Source organism: Marinobacter manganoxydans MnI7-9 (assembly GCF_000235625.1).
GTDB lineage: Bacteria > Pseudomonadota > Gammaproteobacteria > Pseudomonadales > Oleiphilaceae > Marinobacter > Marinobacter manganoxydans.
Map to the genome: position 1 here is coordinate 118,388 of NZ_AGTR01000055.1, position 17,786 is coordinate 136,173.

22 protein-coding genes and 3 tRNA genes are annotated in these 17,786 nt (G+C 58.6%); 10 read left to right on the forward strand and 15 right to left on the reverse strand.

What is annotated here, in order from left to right:
• Window positions 1-5: 5 nt before the first annotated feature.
• Both KYE_RS13840 and KYE_RS13845 read right to left on the reverse strand, forming a co-directional pair.
• Window positions 6-665, reverse strand: coding sequence for a cupin domain-containing protein (locus KYE_RS13840; RefSeq protein WP_008174444.1), 660 nt, complete (start codon window positions 663-665; stop codon window positions 6-8).
• 66 nt (window positions 666-731) lie between these two features.
• Window positions 732-1,262 (reverse strand): isochorismatase family protein, encoded by a 531-nt coding sequence (locus tag KYE_RS13845; protein WP_008174446.1) that lies wholly within the window; start codon window positions 1,260-1,262, stop codon window positions 732-734.
• 205 nt (window positions 1,263-1,467) lie between these two features.
• Here KYE_RS13845 and KYE_RS13850 point away from each other — a divergent pair.
• Window positions 1,468-1,558, forward strand: a tRNA-Ser gene (locus tag KYE_RS13850).
• A 77-nt stretch (window positions 1,559-1,635) separates the two neighbouring features.
• Here KYE_RS13850 and KYE_RS13855 read toward each other — a convergent pair.
• Complete coding sequence (locus tag KYE_RS13855; RefSeq protein ID WP_008174448.1) at window positions 1,636-2,238, reverse strand: DUF938 domain-containing protein; 603 nt, start codon at window positions 2,236-2,238, stop codon at window positions 1,636-1,638.
• Window positions 2,239-2,266: 28 nt separating this feature from the next.
• Between KYE_RS13855 and KYE_RS13860 the strand changes: the two genes are divergently transcribed.
• Window positions 2,267-2,860, forward strand: a complete 594-nt coding sequence (locus tag KYE_RS13860) for a GNAT family N-acetyltransferase (protein WP_008174450.1) — start codon at window positions 2,267-2,269, stop codon at window positions 2,858-2,860.
• Here KYE_RS13860 and KYE_RS13865 read toward each other — a convergent pair.
• Entirely contained in the window at window positions 2,857-3,132 is a 276-nt protein-coding gene (locus tag KYE_RS13865) for an acylphosphatase (RefSeq protein WP_008174451.1), read from the reverse strand. The two genes, KYE_RS13860 and KYE_RS13865, sit on opposite strands and share 4 nt — an antisense overlap.
• 85 nt (window positions 3,133-3,217) lie before the next feature.
• On the opposite strand from KYE_RS13865, the gene KYE_RS13870 reads away from it, so the two are divergent.
• The gene (locus KYE_RS13870; protein WP_008174453.1) at window positions 3,218-3,991 is read left to right on the forward strand and encodes a fructosamine kinase family protein; all 774 of its coding nucleotides are present in this window, start codon (window positions 3,218-3,220) and stop codon (window positions 3,989-3,991) included.
• Here the strand turns inward: KYE_RS13870 and KYE_RS13875 are convergent.
• The 3 genes from KYE_RS13875 to KYE_RS13885 all read right to left on the reverse strand — a co-directional run bounded on the left by KYE_RS13875 (window position 3,988) and on the right by KYE_RS13885 (window position 7,878).
• Window positions 3,988-4,935, reverse strand: a complete 948-nt coding sequence (locus KYE_RS13875; protein WP_008174455.1) for an AEC family transporter — start codon at window positions 4,933-4,935, stop codon at window positions 3,988-3,990. The two genes, KYE_RS13870 and KYE_RS13875, sit on opposite strands and share 4 nt — an antisense overlap.
• 151 nt (window positions 4,936-5,086) lie before the next feature.
• On the reverse strand, window positions 5,087-7,420 hold the full coding sequence (locus KYE_RS13880) for a xanthine dehydrogenase family protein molybdopterin-binding subunit (RefSeq protein ID WP_008174457.1): 2,334 nt from the start codon (window positions 7,418-7,420) through the stop codon (window positions 5,087-5,089).
• Complete coding sequence (locus tag KYE_RS13885; protein ID WP_008174459.1) at window positions 7,417-7,878, reverse strand: (2Fe-2S)-binding protein; 462 nt, start codon at window positions 7,876-7,878, stop codon at window positions 7,417-7,419. Before KYE_RS13885 ends, KYE_RS13880 begins: the two co-directional genes overlap by 4 nt.
• Window positions 7,879-8,037: 159 nt before the next feature.
• Here KYE_RS13885 and KYE_RS13890 point away from each other — a divergent pair, with 159 nt between their 5' ends.
• The gene (locus KYE_RS13890; protein ID WP_008174461.1) at window positions 8,038-8,442 is read left to right on the forward strand and encodes a DUF1330 domain-containing protein; all 405 of its coding nucleotides are present in this window, start codon (window positions 8,038-8,040) and stop codon (window positions 8,440-8,442) included.
• An 11-nt stretch (window positions 8,443-8,453) separates the two neighbouring features.
• Here the strand turns inward: KYE_RS13890 and KYE_RS13895 are convergent, their stop codons facing one another.
• Both KYE_RS13895 and KYE_RS13900 read right to left on the reverse strand, forming a co-directional pair.
• Window positions 8,454-8,783 (reverse strand): branched-chain amino acid transporter permease, encoded by a 330-nt coding sequence (locus KYE_RS13895; protein WP_008174462.1) that lies wholly within the window; start codon window positions 8,781-8,783, stop codon window positions 8,454-8,456.
• Complete coding sequence (locus tag KYE_RS13900; RefSeq protein ID WP_008174464.1) at window positions 8,776-9,480, reverse strand: AzlC family ABC transporter permease; 705 nt, start codon at window positions 9,478-9,480, stop codon at window positions 8,776-8,778. The genes KYE_RS13895 and KYE_RS13900 overlap by 8 nt, the downstream gene beginning before the upstream one ends.
• A gap of 147 nt (window positions 9,481-9,627) precedes the next feature.
• On the opposite strand from KYE_RS13900, the gene KYE_RS13905 reads away from it, so the two are divergent.
• The 4 genes from KYE_RS13905 (at window position 9,628) to pgsA (ending at window position 13,073) form a co-directional block, all read left to right on the forward strand.
• Window positions 9,628-9,879, forward strand: coding sequence for a hypothetical protein (locus tag KYE_RS13905; RefSeq protein ID WP_008174466.1), 252 nt, complete (start codon window positions 9,628-9,630; stop codon window positions 9,877-9,879).
• A gap of 99 nt (window positions 9,880-9,978) precedes the next feature.
• Window positions 9,979-10,641: a UvrY/SirA/GacA family response regulator transcription factor gene (uvrY, locus tag KYE_RS13910; RefSeq protein WP_008174467.1), complete on the forward strand. Its 663-nt coding sequence runs from the start codon at window positions 9,979-9,981 to the stop codon at window positions 10,639-10,641.
• Window positions 10,625-12,487 (forward strand): excinuclease ABC subunit UvrC, encoded by a 1,863-nt coding sequence (gene uvrC / locus KYE_RS13915; protein WP_008174470.1) that lies wholly within the window; start codon window positions 10,625-10,627, stop codon window positions 12,485-12,487. Before uvrY ends, uvrC begins: the two co-directional genes overlap by 17 nt.
• Before the next feature lie 7 nt (window positions 12,488-12,494).
• Window positions 12,495-13,073, forward strand: coding sequence for a CDP-diacylglycerol--glycerol-3-phosphate 3-phosphatidyltransferase (pgsA, locus tag KYE_RS13920; protein ID WP_008174472.1), 579 nt, complete (start codon window positions 12,495-12,497; stop codon window positions 13,071-13,073).
• On the opposite strand, the gene KYE_RS13925 is transcribed toward pgsA, so the two are convergent.
• From KYE_RS13925 to KYE_RS13940, 4 genes are read right to left on the reverse strand one after another with little or no spacing between them, the layout of a single operon-like run.
• Window positions 13,006-13,659 (reverse strand): ABC-type transport auxiliary lipoprotein family protein, encoded by a 654-nt coding sequence (locus KYE_RS13925; RefSeq protein WP_008174473.1) that lies wholly within the window; start codon window positions 13,657-13,659, stop codon window positions 13,006-13,008. The genes pgsA and KYE_RS13925 overlap by 68 nt on opposite strands.
• Window positions 13,656-14,594 (reverse strand): MlaD family protein, encoded by a 939-nt coding sequence (locus tag KYE_RS13930; protein ID WP_008174475.1) that lies wholly within the window; start codon window positions 14,592-14,594, stop codon window positions 13,656-13,658. Before KYE_RS13930 ends, KYE_RS13925 begins: the two co-directional genes overlap by 4 nt.
• Before the next feature lie 2 nt (window positions 14,595-14,596).
• Window positions 14,597-15,430, reverse strand: a complete 834-nt coding sequence (locus KYE_RS13935; protein WP_227497842.1) for an ABC transporter ATP-binding protein — start codon at window positions 15,428-15,430, stop codon at window positions 14,597-14,599.
• 2 nt (window positions 15,431-15,432) lie between these two features.
• Entirely contained in the window at window positions 15,433-16,530 is a 1,098-nt protein-coding gene (locus KYE_RS13940) for an MlaE family ABC transporter permease (protein WP_008174478.1), read from the reverse strand.
• 293 nt (window positions 16,531-16,823) lie between these two features.
• Here KYE_RS13940 and KYE_RS13945 point away from each other — a divergent pair.
• Window positions 16,824-16,899 (forward strand) — tRNA-Gly (locus KYE_RS13945).
• 60 nt (window positions 16,900-16,959) lie between these two features.
• Window positions 16,960-17,033, forward strand: a tRNA-Cys gene (locus KYE_RS13950).
• Between the two features lie 86 nt (window positions 17,034-17,119).
• Here KYE_RS13950 and KYE_RS13955 read toward each other — a convergent pair.
• The gene (locus KYE_RS13955) at window positions 17,120-17,524 is read right to left on the reverse strand and encodes a type II toxin-antitoxin system VapC family toxin (RefSeq protein ID WP_008174481.1); all 405 of its coding nucleotides are present in this window, start codon (window positions 17,522-17,524) and stop codon (window positions 17,120-17,122) included.
• The gene (locus KYE_RS13960; protein WP_008174483.1) at window positions 17,524-17,760 is read right to left on the reverse strand and encodes a type II toxin-antitoxin system Phd/YefM family antitoxin; all 237 of its coding nucleotides are present in this window, start codon (window positions 17,758-17,760) and stop codon (window positions 17,524-17,526) included. The genes KYE_RS13955 and KYE_RS13960 overlap by 1 nt, the downstream gene beginning before the upstream one ends.
• Window positions 17,761-17,786: the final 26 nt, after the last annotated feature.

Below are 17,786 nucleotides of genomic sequence, written 5' to 3' on the forward strand. Positions count from 1 at the left end.
CTTTTTTATGGCGTCTCGATCGGCAGGTGGCCGGTTTTTACCCAGATGATTGTTTCCTTGTCCACGAACGGGTGATGCTGGCTCAGGTGGGGGCTCCGAATCCAGGTGCCCGCCGGGTAGCGACCATGTTCATCGCAAAACTCACCGGACAGCACGAATATCTCCTCGCCGCCAAAGTGCCGATGGGGCTGGAAAACCTCGTTTGCCGGCCACTTCACCAGGGCCACATGCTCGTGCTCGAATTCGTGCAGCGGCATCACCTCAAGCCCGCCCATACCGGCCCGCCACGGCGCAGTGCGCGTATCGATGCGCACTGTGGATCCATCGCGTTCGTCGAACTGATGCAGCTTGACGAGCAGCGTGCAGCCTTCCTTGCTGAAAGGGGCGTGTCCACTGCCTGGCGGGTTCCGCAGATAAGTGCCGGCCGGGTAATCGCCGGTCTCGTCGGAAAACACCCCATCCAGAACGAGGATCTCTTCGCCCAGGGGGTGCTCATGCCGGTTGAAGGAGGCACCAGGCTCGTACCGGACCACACTGGTCGCATGACCACGCTCTGCTTCCTCGCGGGCAAGAGGCTTTCTCAGAACACCACCGGCAGGGCTGGGCACCCAATCCTGCTCTTCGGTGCGGATGATGACTTTTTTGGAAAAGTCCATGTTGAGCATTGCGAACCTCAAAACCACCTGAAAATGAAGTGACTAGTTACGTGGGCGCCAGCCTTCCGGATGCCTCTATTTGATCAGGGCCTGAATGTTCCGGAACTGCGGATGTTTGCAATGACGCATCCATTCAAACGCCACCATCTCAAGCGTTACGATCCTGGCACCGCTCTCGTTCAGGCGGTCCAGGGCTACGTCCCGGTCAAACTCGTTGCGTGAGCCGGTAGCATCGGCCACCACCCACACCTTGTAACCAGCATCAAGCAGGCTCAAGGCGGTCTGCATCATACACACATGGGTCTCGCAACCACCTATTACAATGTGCTGCCGACCCTCCGGCAACTGGTCAACGAGCCCATCGGGGCAGGCATCAAAATGGTGCTTGGCCAGGGTCTGGTTACAGAGTTCCCGGACCGCTTCAACGTTATGCCCCAGCTTGTCCGGCAACTGCTCGGTACCCAGCACCGGAACCTCCATGAGCCCGGCGATGGTGGCGAGAACGATGCAACGGTCCACCACCTCGTCGCCATGGCTAATGGCGGGCATCAGCTTTTCCTGGACATCAATGAGCAACAGCGTCGATTGCTCGGCTTTCATAAGCATGAATAGTCTCTCCCCACAAACTGGATGATTATACTCGGCGTTGTACTAACGATAGTCCTGAATCTGCTCAACCGGTAAAGAGAAAACCCGTCTCGCCCGAATTTTTTTGACGATTTTCCCCGGGGGAGTTGCCAAGCGCCCGTAAAACCATTAAAGTTTGCGCCCTCAAATGAGCGACGACGTTGCTGATTTGAAACAGTTTATTGGAGAGGTGGCCGAGTGGCTGAAGGCGCACGCCTGGAAAGTGTGTAAACGTTAATAGCGTTTCGAGGGTTCGAATCCCTCCCTCTCCGCCAATACAAAACCCCAGCAGAAATGCTGGGGTTTTTTATTGGCCGATTGGCAGGGTAGAAAGAACCCTCCCGGGTTCGAGCTAGGATTTTCTCCAAACCAACAACCGATTATTAGCCGGCATCCCGAAATCCTTTTCAAGCTTCAGCCCGGTTGCTTCACCCAGAGCCTCGAGATCCTCCATATCCCTAATTCCCATATGCGGCGCCTGTGTTCTCAGCGACAGGTCGAATCGTACATTGTTTTCACTGGTGTGCCGACCGCCATAGCTGAAAGGCCCATAGAGGCAGAAGATCGCGCCCTTGGGTAGGGCCTCCGCCAGGCCGCGAAACATTGCCTGCACTTCTTTCCAGGCCATGATATGCGCCGTATTGGCGGAGAACGCGCCGTCGATGGCGGGCAGCCTGGACCAATCTCCGTTCAATACCTCCAGGGCAATGGGCGGGTTGATATTCGTAAGGTGGGCGTCGTCGATCCACGCCCGGGAAAGCTGGGCGTTCTGAGGGTGATCGGTCGGCTGCCAAACCACGTGGGGTAAGTGAGCGGCAAAGTGAACGGCGTGCTGGCCAGTGCCCGTGCCGATTTCCAGAATGGTGCCCGGCTGTTTGAAAAGCTCGACAAGTTTTTCCAGAATCGGCGCTTTGTTATTCTCGCAGGCTTGAGAAAACGGCTTGTCTTTTTGCATGCTCCGACCTTTCGACAGGGGGTAGTTTATGGCGGTTTCAATACGCCGGCTCAGCGGTGACCAAATAAAAACATACCTGGATGATCTCGCGCGCCTGAGGATCGAGGTGTTTCGCCATTTTCCCTACCTGTACGACGGTGATATGGACTACGAGCGCAAGTACCTCGATACCTACGCCCGCTCGCCAGAGAGTCTCTTCGTGCTGGCCCTGGATGGCGAATCGGTTATTGGCGCCGCCACGGGCATCCCGATGGACCACGAAACGGACGAGTTCAAAGGGCCGTTCATCGAGCAGGGTTATGAGCCAGACAAGATCTTCTATTTCGGTGAGTCGGTGCTGCTGCCGAATTACCGGGGGCAGGGCATCGGAGTGGCCTTCTTCGACCACCGGGAAGGCCATGCCCGGGAACAGGGCCGTTTCACGCACTGCTGTTTCTGCGCGGTCGAGCGGCCTCAAGATCATCCGCTCAGACCTGCCGATTACCAGCCGCTGGACCCATTCTGGCACAACCGCGGCTACCGAAAGGTACCGGAGCTGACCACCACCTATGCATGGAAAGATGTGGATCAGGCGGCGGAAACCGCCAAGCCCATGACGTTCTGGCTGAGGCGTATTGCCTAACGAACGCTGAAGTTGCTGAATTCCCCGGTTGGCGATTCCGGCGCAATATCCACCGCATCCACACGCGCATCCGGTGGGCCTTCGGCGCACCAGGTTCTGAGTTCGTCCAGGCGTTCCTCCGGGCCTTCGGCCACAATCTCAACTCGTCCATCGGGCAGATTGCGAGCGAACCCCGTCAAACCCAGGGAAGAGGCCTTCTGTTCCGTGGAGGCGCGATAGTAGACCCCCTGTACGCGGCCGGATATCAGAAGTTGCCAGCGTTTGGTATCCATGGTTTGCTCCCGCTCGTTCTGTCGTGTCAGGCTTTATTTCAATCTACCGGTTCGGGCACGACCACTTCAAGGAGAGAGAACGCCGATGGCCTCCACCCACCTGAAACACAATGCAACTGGTTATGCCGATGCCCTGGTCTGCGAGGCGGAGGGATTGGAGCGCCTTGCAGGCGCGCTTGATGAGGCCGGGGTGACCGACGTCGGTGTGCCGCACGTTTATCGGGTGAACGAAACCGAACTCGAAATCACCGCTATCCGGTCTTCCGGTGGCTCAGATCGGGCGCGCGAGGTGCTGGGTGAAGGGCTGGCCAGAATGCATGCCCTGCGGCAGGAGGCGTACGGCTGGGGCAGGGACAATTACATTGGCCTGGCACCGCAACCCAATCGCTGGTGCGACAGCTGGGGTGAGTTTTTTGTCCACGACCGCCTTGGCTACCAGGTCTCACGTATTCGTGACGCCAGCCAGAGGACTCGCTTCGAACAGGTATTGGACCAGCACGGGGGCTTGCTGACGGACTGGCTGAACGCCCACTGTGAGCACCCGAGCCTGCTCCATGGTGATCTCTGGAATGGTAACGTGCTCTATGGCTCTGACCGCCCCTGGCTGATTGACCCGGCCGTCTACTGCGGTGATCGTGAAGCGGATATCGCCATGACACAGATGTTTGGTGGTTTCGGCGAAGCATTCTACCGGGCCTACGACTCGTGTTACCCAAGAACATCGGTTTATGGCATCAAGCGTGAGGTCTATAACCTCTACCATTACCTGAACCACTACAACCTGTTTGGAGGTGGTTACCTGGAGGGTTGCCAGGTGGGTTTTGCCGCGATTGAGGCAATAGGCCGTGGCAGGGCCTAGATCAGGCCGGTACTGCGAAGCACAAAGACTCCCAGAGTGACAGTAATGCTTGCCAGAAGGGTCGTCAGGGCGATGATATTGGCCGCCAACCGGTCATTACCGCCCAGCGCCTTCACCATTACGAAACTGGCGGCCGCCGTCGGGCTGGCGAAGAACAGGAACATCAGGCCCAGCTCCGAACCCCGAAAACCGGCCAGCCACGCTGCGGCGGTGCAAAGCGCCGGCAGTATCACCATCTTGAACAGGCTGGAACCCAAGGCCGTTTTGCTGTCACTCCGGATGGCGCTCAGGGATACGGTGGCGCCGATGCAAAGCAGCGCCAGGGGCAGCGTGAGTGAGGCGAAATAATCGCCGCTGGTCATGACCCAGCCCGGCAGGGAGATATCCAGGGCCGCGAAGGGAATCGCCACAAAGACTGCCAGGATGAGCGGGTTGCGGATGATGTCGTGGAAGATCTTCGTCCAGTCCGTTGTTTGCCCCGGCTGGTAGGCCACCAGCACGATCACCGAAAGTATGTTGTAGGAGATGATCACCAGGCCAAGCAGGATGCCACCTGCCGACAGGCCGAAGTCCCCATAAAGATTGGCGGCAAGCGCAAGGCCCACGATTCCGCAGTTACCTCTGAACGCGCCCTGGACATAGACGCCACGATCCTCCCGAACCACGCGCCAGCGGGCCCAGAGCCAGGTTATGGCAAAACTGGCGAGAGTTGCGCCCAGATAGAATACCAGAAGGCCTGGATTAAACGCGGTATCCAGATCAGCCCGGATGATGCTCAAAAATACCAGGGTCGGCAGGGTGGCCTTGAATACCAGCGCCGAAGCAGTATTCACAAACGCATTGTCGATCCAGCCGATCCGGCGAAGTCCCAGGCCGATAAAGACCATGGCAAACACGGGCAGCGTGGTTTCCATGGTTTGCAGGAACAGATCGATCAGGGTCATCAAGGCTGGCCGTCGGGTCGAGGAGAGTGACTGGTTTCATCTGAATTATAAGCGAGGAGAAAGCTAGGATGCTATGGGAATACCACGAAGGTATAGGGCGGCTAGGGGAAGTGGCGTAAAAAAACAGGGCCCCGAGGGGCCCTGATCACTTTCAGGCTTTCAGTTGGTCGCCAACGGGCAGCCGACGGATGCGTTTGCCGGTTGCGGCATAGATCGCATTGCACAATGCCGGCGCCACCGGGGGAAGGCCCGGTTCACCCACGCCGCCCATGGCTTCGTCCGGGTTGTCCACCAGATGGACTCGAAGCGTTTTGGGCGCATCCGGCATGCGGGGTATCAGGAACTTGTCGAAGTTGCCCTGTTGCGCCACGCCGTCCTCGAAGGTCACCTCGCTTTGCAGGGCGATGCCAATGCCCATCACGATAGCGCCCTCCAACTGGGAACGAATCCGCTCAGGGTTGGCCTGCGGGCCGCAATCGAAAGCGATGTCTGCGCGGTGGATGATAAGCTCACCCTGATCATCCACTTCCACATCAAACACAATCGCGGTGTAGGACACAAAGCTGTGGTGAAAGGCCAAGCCTAGCCCGCGATTTTTGCCGGGGGATTTACCCCAGCCGGCTTCACTGGTCGCCCGTTCGATGACTTTGCGCATGCGGCCGATGTCGATGGGATGGAGATCCGGGTCTTCGCCATAGTTCCAGCCATCGCCTACCGTCAGGTTATGAATCTCCCTGTCCGGGCCGAGCAGGTCGAGAACGTAATCCCTATGGTCCTTGCCGGCCGCTACAGCCATCTCATGGGCAAAGCTCTGGATCGCCCAGGCATGGGGCAGGTTGTAGACCGAGCGGAACCACCCGATACGCACATGAGCAGGCGCAGGCGGATTTTCCAGCCTCAGGGCCGGCACCGAGAACGGCATGGTGTTAAAGCCCATGCCCAGTTCAAACTCACCCTTGTGCTTCGGATCGGGCGCAAACAGCGAGCCAATACTGGGAGATAGGGTCCGGTGCAGCCAGCCGGTGGCCTGCCCGTTGTTGTCCAGTCCCGCCTCCAGGTAATCCACAGACACGGCGTGATAGTAGGCGTGGTGAATATCATCTTCCCGTGACCACTGCAGCCGGACCGGCCGACCTTTGAAAGCCTCGGCGATACTGGCCGCTTCAATGGCAAAATCCGGTTTGGACTTGCGACCAAAGCCACCGCCCAGCAGGGTAACGTGAACGGTCACGTTCTTCGCATCCAGGCCCAGTCGCCCGGCCACGGTATCGCGGGTCGCCTGCGGATTCTGCACCGGCGCCCACACCTCAGCCTTGCCGTCCTTGATCCGCACGGTCGCCACCGGGGGCTCCATGGGAGCCTGGGCCATGTGGGGCATGTAGTAGGTGGCGGAGACCCGCTCGCTAGCGTTTTCCAGAGCTGTGTCCAGATCGCCATGCTGACGGACGACCTTGCCGGGTTGCTCCGCCGCTTTCTCAAGGGATTCCCTGTAGGCGGCCGACGTATAGCTTGCGTTGTCTCCGGCAGGCTTCAGATTCCAGTCGATCTTCAGAGCCTTGCGACCCTCCATGGCGGCCCAGGTATTCGACGCCACCACGGCAATACCGCCGAGCGGGCTGAAGCCCGCCGGTTGGCCGGTGCCCTCAACCTGGAGTACTTTCTCAACACCGGGCACCTTGAGTGCCTCGGTGTCGTCGAAATCGCCAACTGTAGCCCCGTAAACCGGTGGACGGGCGATCACCGCATAGAGCAGGTCCTCGAAGGGAACATCAGCGCCATACACCGCCTTACCGGTGACAATATCCTCACCGTCGATGGCTTTAGGGTATGCGGACTTCAGCTCGCCGTTAATGAGGCCGGTTTCCTTGCCGACAAATCGCAGCTCGTCGTCACGCTTGAGTACCAGTGCATTGCGCCCGGGAACGTCGAGCTCCCGTGCCTTGGCTGCGAGATCCCCAAACCCGAGTTCCTTGCCGGAAGGCGTGTGAATGATGGTGTGTACGCCAGCCTGCACCTCACTAACCGGCACGCCCCACTCATTGGCGGCCGCCTGCTCCAGCATTTGCCTGGCCGCCGCTGCGGCTCGGCGCATGGGCTGGTACCAGTGGCGCATGCTGCGGGAACCGTCGGTGTTCTGGTTGCCGTATTTGCTGTGATCGCCTTCAGCCTGTTCGACTCGCACCTGGTCCCAGTCTGCACCCAGCTCGTCGGCACCAACCATCACCAGGCTGGTCCGGATACCCTGACCCATTTCGGAGCGGTTATTCACGATGGTGACAATGCCATCCGCCTCGATGTGGATGAATACGTTGGGATCGTCCACCCAGCCGCCGGGCATGGCTCCGGCGCCAAATTGAGCCTTCTCATTGCCGCCCAGGGCGACATCCCAGCGGGCCGCAAGCACCAGGGCAGAGCCGCCAGCAAGGCCCATGAGGAATCGGCGACGGCTGACGTTGGCGATCAGTAATTTATCGTCGGCGCTCATGCTTCACCCTCCTTGCCGGAAGCCCGTTCGATCGCTGCAAGGATTCGGTTATAGGTGCCACAACGACAGAGGTTGCCTGCCATGGCATCGACAATCTCCCCGGTTTCGGGATTCGGTGTTCTTTTCAGCAGCGCTGTGGCGTTCATGATCTGGCCACCCTGGCAGTATCCGCACTGGGCCACTCCGAGATCGAGCCAGGCCTGCTGAACCTTGCTTCCAACCGGGTCGTCGGCCATGGCTTCAATGGTGGTGATCTCGCCACTGGCCGCAGAAACCGGTGTGACGCAGGAGCGGATTGCCGTTCCGTTGAGGTGCACTGTGCAGGCGCCGCATTGGGACATCCCGCATCCGAATTTGGTTCCTTTGAGGCCGACAACGTCCCGGATCACCCAGAGTAGGGGCATGTTGTCGGGGACGTCGAGCTCGTAGCGCTCGCCGTTGATCGTGAGGGTAGCCATAACGTCCTCTCGTTTATGAGTTTTGTCTCCTTCACTGTAGCAATACGAACTGGCAGAGTAAAAAGAGCAATCTGGATGAAAGGTAATAAAATCGCTTGCACGCTCGCCTCGCGCCTGGGCTATAGTAGGCCCCGGAAACAAGAGAAGAAGAGGATAAGGATGGACGCCGTTAATCCCACCCCCGAACAGCTGCAAAAAGTCCTGGCGGATACCCCGAAAGACCAGCCCGTTGTCATGCTGAATCTGCTCCGCTTCCGTGATAGGGCCAATTACAAGGAAGAGGCGCCGGAGCGAAGCGGCCGCGAAGCCTACACGCTTTATATGGAGGAGGCTGCCGCCTGCGTAAAATCGGTCGGCGCAGAAGTTATCTGGTCTGGCCGCAGTGTTGGATCGCTGATTGCGCCCCCGGATGAATCCTGGGATCAGGTGCTTCTGGTGAGGTATCCCTCAATCGATGCCTTCATGGCCATGATCGAAAGCCGGGAATACAAAGGCGTGGTCAAGCACCGCACCGCTGCCCTTCAGGATTCACGGCTCGTCGCCAATCTTGAAACCAGGATGTAAATAAAACCGGATCAAAGCCCGGCTTGCTGGATGGCCATGTAGCTGATGGTTCCCGCGGCAATGGAGAGCAGGGCATTGCGGCGCCAGAGGTGAATGATCACCACGAGGACGCCGGGAAGCAGGGCATCGAATCCCATCCATGAGCCGGACCAATCCGCCGAGCGCTGCAGAAATACCGTGGCCAGCAACGCCATCACGGCCGCAGGAAGGTAGCGCCCCAGGTGGCGCACCAGCGGATGCTCCGTGTGCCTCTCGAAAAACAGGAAGGGAATCACCCGCGTGGCAAAGGTCGCGACTGCCGCCACCGCAATGAATGCCGCCAGATAGCCGGATTCACCCATGGCTGCTCTCCTTGCCCGGAGCCTGCCCGCGATGCTTACGGTATTCGAACAGCAGGACGGCAGTGACCAAAGCAATGGCACCGATCAACTGGTGTGCCGGTGGCAAAATCAGCATGGCAAAGCCCGCGGCCGCCGCCCCGAGCCAGATCGGGAAACCCTCTCCCAGGGCTTTGAATTGCTCCAGAGTCAGAACAATGAACAGAGCCACCAATGCGAACTCAATACCGGTGCTGTCAAAGGCGACATTGTCACCAAGCAATGCTCCGATTGCGCACCCCGCCACCCAGTAACACTGGTTAAAGCCGGTAATTCGGAAATCGACCTCCTGTTCATGGGCACGGTCGCTTCCTCGTGGGCGGCTGGTGAGCAGGGAATAGGTTTCATCGGTCAAACCGAAAATCAGATAGAGTTTTCGCCAGCCAGCGCCCTTGAACTGGCCCAGCAATGAAAGCCCGTAAAACAGATGGCGGGCGTTCAGAACAAACATCGCAATGAAGACTTCCAGCAGGCCCGCATTAACGGCCAAGAGGCTCACCGCGAGTATCTGGCCGGCTCCGGCGTAAATCACGATTCCCATCAACGGCGCAGCCCACCAGGCATACTCGAGCTGTGTTGAGAACAGCACACCAAAGGCCATGCCCAGCGGAAGATAGCCGAACAAGATGGGCAGCGTGAGTCTGAAGACGGACTGGTTCATTAGCATCCAAACGGTCAGAAAGCGGCGATCATAGAGAATTCGTCATACTTTTTGAAGCCAGTCGCAGAAGCCGCTCAGGTTTTCAACAGCTTGTTACCTTCATTCCCTGTCCGTTTATCCGTAACATGGGGGTTCACAGGAGATAGTATGACCGACAGCGCCGAAAACCAGCCCGAGCAAGACCCCAGACAGGAAAAATTCGTTGTCGACACCGAGTTGCTGACCGAAGACCAGCTCCAGGGCCTGGTGGAAGAGTACTGCACCCGATACCACGGACTGAACGACACCGAGAACCCGATGGGCGAGCAGAGCAGGGTCATGTCTGCGGTGCGCCGGGGCGATCTGGTGGTCTGGTTTGATCCCGTGGAAAACACCGCCGGGCTGGGTGTGCCGGCTTAGGCGTCAGGTGTGTCACGGTATTTGTGTTTGCACCTACCCGGGGCAGGAACTAAACGTTACAATCGCGCTGTTTTCCGAAAGCCGTGTGCGAGGTGAATTTTGATCAGGGTACTGGTTGTAGATGACCATGAGCTGGTGAGGTCCGGTATAACCCGGATGCTGGCTGACAACCCGGACATTGAAGTCATCGGGCAGGCGCCATCCGGAGAGGATGCCATCGATTTCGTCCGCCAGGAGCGGCCGGACATCGTGCTCATGGATATCCGCATGCCAGGCATCGGGGGCCTTGAGGCGACCCGTCGCATACTCCGCATTGATGATTCCATTCGCGTGATCGTGGTAACCGCCTGCGCGGACGACCCCTATCCGACGCGCGTCATGCAAAGCGGTGCCACCGCCTACATCACCAAGGGCGCGGATATCAAAGAGATGGTCCGCGCCATTCGTATGGCTCACACCGGCCAGCGCTATATCAGCCCGGAAATTGCCCAGAAGATGGCCCTGAAGCAACTGGGCGGCGGCGATCGGGACGAGGATGGCGAGCTCTCGCTGTTCGACCGGCTTTCCGAGCGGGAAATGCAGATCGCGATGATGGTGGTGGATTGCCAGAAGGTGCAGGACATTTCGGACAAGCTGTGCCTGAGTCCGAAGACCGTGAACAGCTACCGCTACCGGATCTTCGAGAAACTGGAAATTTCCAGTGATGTCGAATTGGCCCTGATGGCAGTGCGGCTCGGGTTGCTTGATGCCGACAAGGTCTGACCCTGAGAGCACCCACATCGGGGAGTTTGACAGCAAGAGCTTCCTGAAACAGTTGACCGAGCGGCCCGGCGTCTACCGAATGTACGAGGAGGGTGGCTCGGTTCTTTACGTGGGCAAGGCCCGCAACCTGAAAAAACGGGTTGGCAGCTACTTCCGCAAGACCGGCCTTGCGCCCAAGACCGAAGCCCTGGTGGGCAAGATTGCCTCTATCGAAGTGACGATTACCGGCAGTGAAACCGAGGCGCTGCTGCTCGAACAGAACCTGATCAAATCGTTACGGCCGCCCTATAACATCCTGCTCCGTGACGATAAGTCCTATCCCTATATCTATTTGTCGTCGCATAGCGATTACCCCTCGCTGACGTTCCGTCGTGGGCGCACTAAAAAGGGTGGCGGCACCTGGTTCGGGCCGTTTCCGAGCTCGGGTGCGGTCAAGGAAAGTCTTAATGTGTTACAGAAGATTTTCCGCATAAGAAACTGTAGTGAAAGCTTTTTCAGGAACCGAACAAGGCCTTGCCTGCAGTACCAGATCAACCGTTGTACGGCACCGTGTGTTGAATACATCACGCCTGAGGAGTACCAGCAGGACATCCGCCATGCCACCATGTTTCTGGAGGGGAAAAACCCTGCGATTCTCCACGATCTGATGAATGCCATGGAGGCCGCTTCCAAGAACCTGGAGTTCGAGAAAGCAGCGGCCTATCGCGACCAGATCAACCATCTGCGCCATGTTCAGGAACAACAGTCGGTAGACGGTGAGGGCGGCGATGCGGATGTCATCGCCATTGCCCAGGACGCGGGTATCGTCTGCATCGTAGTGATCATCGTGCGCGGCGGCCGTGTGCTCGGCACCAAGGACTATTTCCCCCGCTACTCCATCGAGCAGACCGAGGGCGAACTGCTCAGTGCCTTCCTCGGGCAGTATTATTTCGGCGGCAACACCCGGCGGGAGATTCCGCGGGATATCCTGGTGCCGGTTGAGGTGGAAGGCCAGGAATTGTTGGCCCAGGCCCTCAGCGAGTCTGCAAACCGGGAAACCCGGATTCGGGGCAATGTTCGCGGTGAACGCCGCCGGTGGCTGGAACTGGCCATGACCAACGCCCGCCAGACCCTGCTCACCCACCTGGCCAGCAAGGAGACCGTATACCGGCGCCTCCTGGCCCTGAGGGATCTTCTGGAGCTGTCGGAGACGCCGTCACGCATGGAGTGTTTCGATATCAGCCACAGCCACGGGGAAAATACCGTCGCATCCTGTGTGGTTTTCGATGAGAATGGCCCCCTGAAGAGTGATTACCGCCTGTACAATATCGAGGGCGTGACCGCCGGCGATGATTACGCCGCCATGCGCCAGGTGCTCTCCCGCCGTTACAAGCGGATGGTGGCCGGTGAGGGCAAGCGGCCGGATCTGGTCTTCATCGACGGTGGTAAAGGACAGTTGAACATTGCCCGGGAAGTGTTTGACGAGCTTGAGATTTCGGACATCCCGCTGATTGGTGTCGCCAAGGGCGTAACCCGTCGTGCAGGCATGGAGCAACTGATAGACGCCATGACTGGGGATGTCTTCCGGGTGCCGGCTGATTCGCCCGCGTTGCACCTGATCCAGCACATCCGGGACGAGTCCCACCGGTTTGCGATAACCGGGCACCGGGCGCGCCGTGATAAAAAACGCCGGCAGTCTACACTGGAAGGCATTGAGGGCGTGGGACCGAAGAAGCGACGCGACCTGATTCGATACTTTGGCGGGATACAGGAACTCCGCAAGGCCGGGGTCGACGAGATGACCAAGGTTCAGGGCATCAGCAAATCACTGGCCGAAACCATATACGCAGCATTGCACGACGAGTAAGGACAGCATGAATTTACCAAACATCCTCACCCTTTCCCGCATCATCATGATTCCGGTGTTCGTGGTGATTTTTTACCTTCCGGTGGGGTGGAGCTACCTCGTGAGCGCGGCGATTTTCGGATTGGCGGCGGCCACGGACTGGCTGGACGGTTACCTGGCCCGCAAACTCGACCAGAGCACGCCGTTCGGCGCCTTCCTTGATCCGGTTGCGGACAAGTTGATGGTGGCTGTTGCGCTGGCGGTCTTGATCGAGGAGCACTCTGCGATTCTGCTGACGATCCCGGCCACTGTGATCATCGGTCGTGAAATTGTCATTTCCGCATTGCGGGAGTGGATGGCAGAGATTGGCAGCCGCGCCAGCGTAGCGGTTTCCTACATCGGTAAGATCAAGACCACCGCGCAGATGGCTGCAATTGTCGGCCTTCTGGCGTTTCCTCCCGGCGTGCTCTGGGCTAATGTCGCCCTGGGTCTGCTCTATATTGCTGCAATCCTTACGCTCTGGTCCATGGGCCTTTACCTCAAGGCTGCCTGGGCGGATCTGTTTCCGGAGAAGGCCTCAGGTCAGACGGATAGTCACACGTCCTAGCCCAATCAATGACCCGGGTGGCCAGATCGCTGCCCGCGGCACCGAAGGCTTCAACAATCTGGTCAACGGATGTGCCTGAGGCCGGCTCTACGATCCGGATGCTGCGAGTACACAGGGTGGCCCTGGAGCGGTCGTGAATCATCTGCAGGTGCAGCTCAATGACCACCTCCGGTCCGGATTCCGGGATTTGCGAATGAAACCCGGAGAGTTCGGTGACCAGGGTCAACTCAGCCTGTGCAGGGTTGGTGTCGGTAATAACGGTTGTGTAGACACCACTTTGACGAAGACTGTTGACCAGTGTATCCCGAACCACCACTGGCCCGGTGTCCCTCCAGCGTGTCCCCTCATAGGCCCGGAACTCACTGGGTGTGGGCTTGGCCAGAATCCGCGATCCGGCTAAAGGCTCTGAGGCGTAGGGCGTGTCAACTCGAAGCGATGCCATAACGGGTTGCCCGGCCGCCGGTACCGCCCGAACCACAGCCAGGTCCATAACCCTGGGTGGCTCCGGGTTCGGAAACACCGTGCAGCCGCTGGTGAGGGCAGCACCGAGGAGAAGTGTCAGGTTCCTGATTGACCTCAATGTCACTGTGCCATCTCCTTCATGGTTTCATTGCCGAACAGCGTGCCCGTGGGATCCTGCTCCAGCCGGTGCGTAAACTGATTCAGGCTGCGCAGGGTTGCCCTTAGCTCCCGTAGCGCGGGCGCCAACTCTCCCATACCCTGCAGCCCGGCATCCATCGCCCCCTGGTTGTTTCGGGTTAGCTCATCAATTCGCTCCATGGTGGTGGTCATTACCGCGAGCGCTTGGTCCATGGATTGCAGAACCCGCTGGCCGTCGTTTTGCAGCAGTTCGTTGGCGTTATCCGAAACGTTGGAGACTTTGATCGCGGCTTCTTCGGCGCGAATGGCGGCGGCATCGAATTGTTCGAGCAGGGCGATCAGCTGGTCCCGGCGGTCGAGCAGGGCGTCTGTGGCTTCCCATGTGTTTTCCAGGATGGCCGATGCATTGTCGATGTTGTCAGCCGATAACAGCGCCGTCGCGCTGGTAAGCAGCTGGTCGGCTTTGGCCAGGAGTTGCTCGCCGTTGGAAAGCAGGCTGGTGAACGCCGAGGGCTCGGCAATGATCACCGGCGGGTTGTCCTCGTCACCTTTCAACGCGGGGTTGTCGGGGCTTCCACCGCTGAACTGGACGCTCATGCTGCCGGTGATATTGGCGAGCACCAGGCCGGCTTTCGTGTTCTCCCGAATGGGAACCGACTGATCCACCCGAACCAGAACCCGCACATGCCCAGGATTGTCCGGGTCCAACCTCAGCTCCACCACATCGCCGATCTGAACGCCGCTGTAGAGCACAGGGTTGCCTTCGGACAGGCCGCCGACGGCGTGGTCGAACACGATCTCGTAGTAGCCCCATTCCCGATCGGCGGAGGATTTCGCCAGCCACAGAGAAAAGATCAAGGCGGCGGCAAAGGCCAGGATGGTAAACAGGCCAATGATCAGGTGGTGGGCCCTCGGCTCCATGGTTACTGCTCCTGATTCCGTTTTTCCAGATGATCCCTGAATGCGTAACTCGCTGCCCGGCCACGGGGCCCGTTAAAGTAGTCCTGGACCCAATCGTCCTTCGTGGCCGCAACCTTCTCCAGCGTATCAGCTACCAGCACCTTGCGCTGTGACAGTACCGCAACCCGGTCACAGGTTGAGTAGAGGGTGTCCAGATCATGGGTGACCAGAAATACCGTCAGACCCAGCGCGTCCCGCAGCGTGACGATGAGTCTGTCGAAGGCGGCGGCGCCAATCGGATCCAGCCCAGCGGTGGGCTCATCCAGGAACAGTATCTCAGGATCAAGGGCCAGGGCCCGTGCCAGGCTTGCGCGTTTTACCATACCGCCAGAAAGTTCGGACGGATACCGAACCGCTGCGTCAGGCGGTAAACCGGTCAGCGCCAGCTTCATGCGCGCCAGTTTTTCCGCTTCGGGCCGTTTCAGGCCCGCGTGTTCGATCAGCGGAACGGCGATATTCTCCTGCAGGTTCAGGGACGTAAACAGGGCGCCACCCTGGAACAGAACCCCGAAGCGTTGCTCTATGCGCGAACGCGCCCTTGCCGAAAGCTGGATAAGATCCTCGCCAAACACCCGGATGTGGCCAGAGGCTGGTGTATTCAGGCCGACGATGCTGCGCAGAAGTACCGTCTTGCCAGTACCGGAACCGCCAACGACGCCGAGAATTTCACCACGCAGCAGATCCAGGTCCAGGTCCTCGTGCACAATGTGATCGCCAAAGCGGTTGCACAGGTCCCGCACCTCGATGACCGGCTCATGTCTTGTTTGAGGATTTGGAGACGCTGCCATATCTGCCATGATCACCAGCCCATTTCCATAAAGAATAGTGCAGCAATGGAATCCAGCAGAATTACCATGAAGATCGACTGAACCACGCTGGAGGTGGTGTGCTCACCTACCGATTGGGCACTGCCAGCCACCTTGAAGCCTTCCAGGCAGCCAATCACGGCGATCAGGAAGGCAAAGATCGGCGCCTTAACAATGCCCACAACGAAATGCTGAAGGGCGATGTCCCGCTCAACGATGGCCATGAACTGCGTCGGCGTTATATCCAGCACCAGCGCACAGACCATGGCGCCGCCCACCATACCCGAGATCATCCCCACGAAGGTGAGAATGGGCAGGCTCACCATCATGGCCATTACCCGGGGCAGTACGAGCAGTTCAATGGGGTTCAGGCCCAGGGTGCGGATAGCATCAAGCTCCTCGTTAACCTTCATGGCGCCAATGTGGGCGGTAAACGCGCTGGCGGTTCGGCCGGCCAGAAGGATCGCGGCCAGCAGCACCCCGAATTCCCGCAGGAAGGAAAACGCCACCAGGTTCACCGTGTAAATGGTGGCGCCGAAATCGTCCAGCACGGTTGCACCCAGAAAAGCCACCACAGCGCCCACCAGAAACGTCAGCAGTGCCACGATGGGCAGGGCATTCAGGCCGGTGTCATGAACCGCAGCCACAAAGGGCGTCATCCGCCAACGCCAAGGCCGGGGAAGGTTCCAGGCCAGGGTGCCGAGGGTCTGGCCAATAAAGCCCACAAGGATCCACAGCAGCCGGAAGATGCTTTCCACCTTCTGGCCGGTTCCGGTCACAAAGCTCCAGAGCAGGGAAGGCCTGCGCCCATCTGGCCCGGGCTGGTTCTTCATGGCTTCGCAGACGGCGGCAATCAGCGCGGATTTTTCACGGGGTAAGTCGCCAGCGGCCGAGGCGGCTTCAAGCAGGCGCTCCGGGCCGATCAACGAGGCCAGTTGCGATGCTCCGGCAGTGTCGATCCGATCCAGCCCCGAGAGGTCGATGGATAATCGACTCGTATCCCTGGAAGACATCGACGAAGCCAGGGACGCCAGCGACCGGTAATGGCTCAACAGCCAGTCATCCGTCACCCTCAGGGTGCTGGCGTCCACGGCTATGGATCCGGGTCTGGAAGACGGTCTTTGTGGGTCGGTCTGCTCGGAAGAATCAGGACTGGGCACGTTCTGTCGAATCCCTGGGTGATGTTGCCTGCCAGTGCCTAGCTTAGTGAGTGCAAAGGTTCTCTGCCAGTACGCAGGTCCCATGATTGCATCCGGCACCGCGATTGGCCAATCTTTGCCCACAACTTCCAGTAAAACAAAAACTTGATAAAAAACTATTGACGCCCGAACGGTAATCCGTAGAATACGCAGCCGTTGACGAGGCAATGCCCCGGAAACAAAGAGCGGGAATAGCTCAGTTGGTAGAGCACAACCTTGCCAAGGTTGGGGTCGCGAGTTCGAATCTCGTTTCCCGCTCCAATTTCAAGTCTCTCAATGCCCACCTGAGAGCACAAAGATCCGATCTCTTCGATCTTTTCCGGCGCGGTGGCAGAGTGGTTATGCAGCGGACTGCAACTCCGTGTACGCCGGTTCGATTCCGACCCGCGCCTCCAATTTATTTCCGTGTTGTTACAGCAGCTTAAGTAGACTCAGCTTCCTGCCCATAGTGCTCAGCTGCCATTTGAGGCAAGGCGCGCGTCTATGCCAAAAAAACGGCCGCGTTCAGCAACGCTTCGTCCTCACTGATCAAACAAGCCTGATTAGACTCCGCGCAGGCCAGGTGGAGTGCATCCAATGTCCTCAGACTTGTCTTTCGTGTCCCGATCCAATGCCCGGCTCGACGGTAATGGTCTGATTCAATAGAGCAGAGGGTGAAGCGGCCGTGGCTGACATCATCATGGAAGGCACTTTCGATGCGATTTGCCTGGGGCTCACTAAGCTCCCCCATGCGAACCCAACGGGCCAAGGCACTTGCAACTTCCACTTCTGTTAAATGACTGATCAGAACTGGCTTGGTCTGCAATTCAAGCAAGGCTTGAATGCTATCGCTAGCATGCTCTTGGCGGTAGTAGGGTAGAACGGCACTGGTGTCGAAGTAGTACATCAATAGCGCTCTTCGTCTCTGAGCTCTCGCACCGTCTTTGCAGAACTTTCTCGAGAAGGCGGTAGCGAAGCTCTTAGCCCTGAACGATCCAGAAACTGAATAGTTTCCGGATAGGCTGCCGTCAGCCGCGCTGCTGGTTTACCATGGCGAAGAATAACAATCTCTTCTCCAGCGGCTACCGCGTCTAATAGATTAGAAAGCTTTTCCCGCGTTTCCCGGACATTAATGGTCTGCATGCTTTCTCCTTCTTTTGTGTACACGT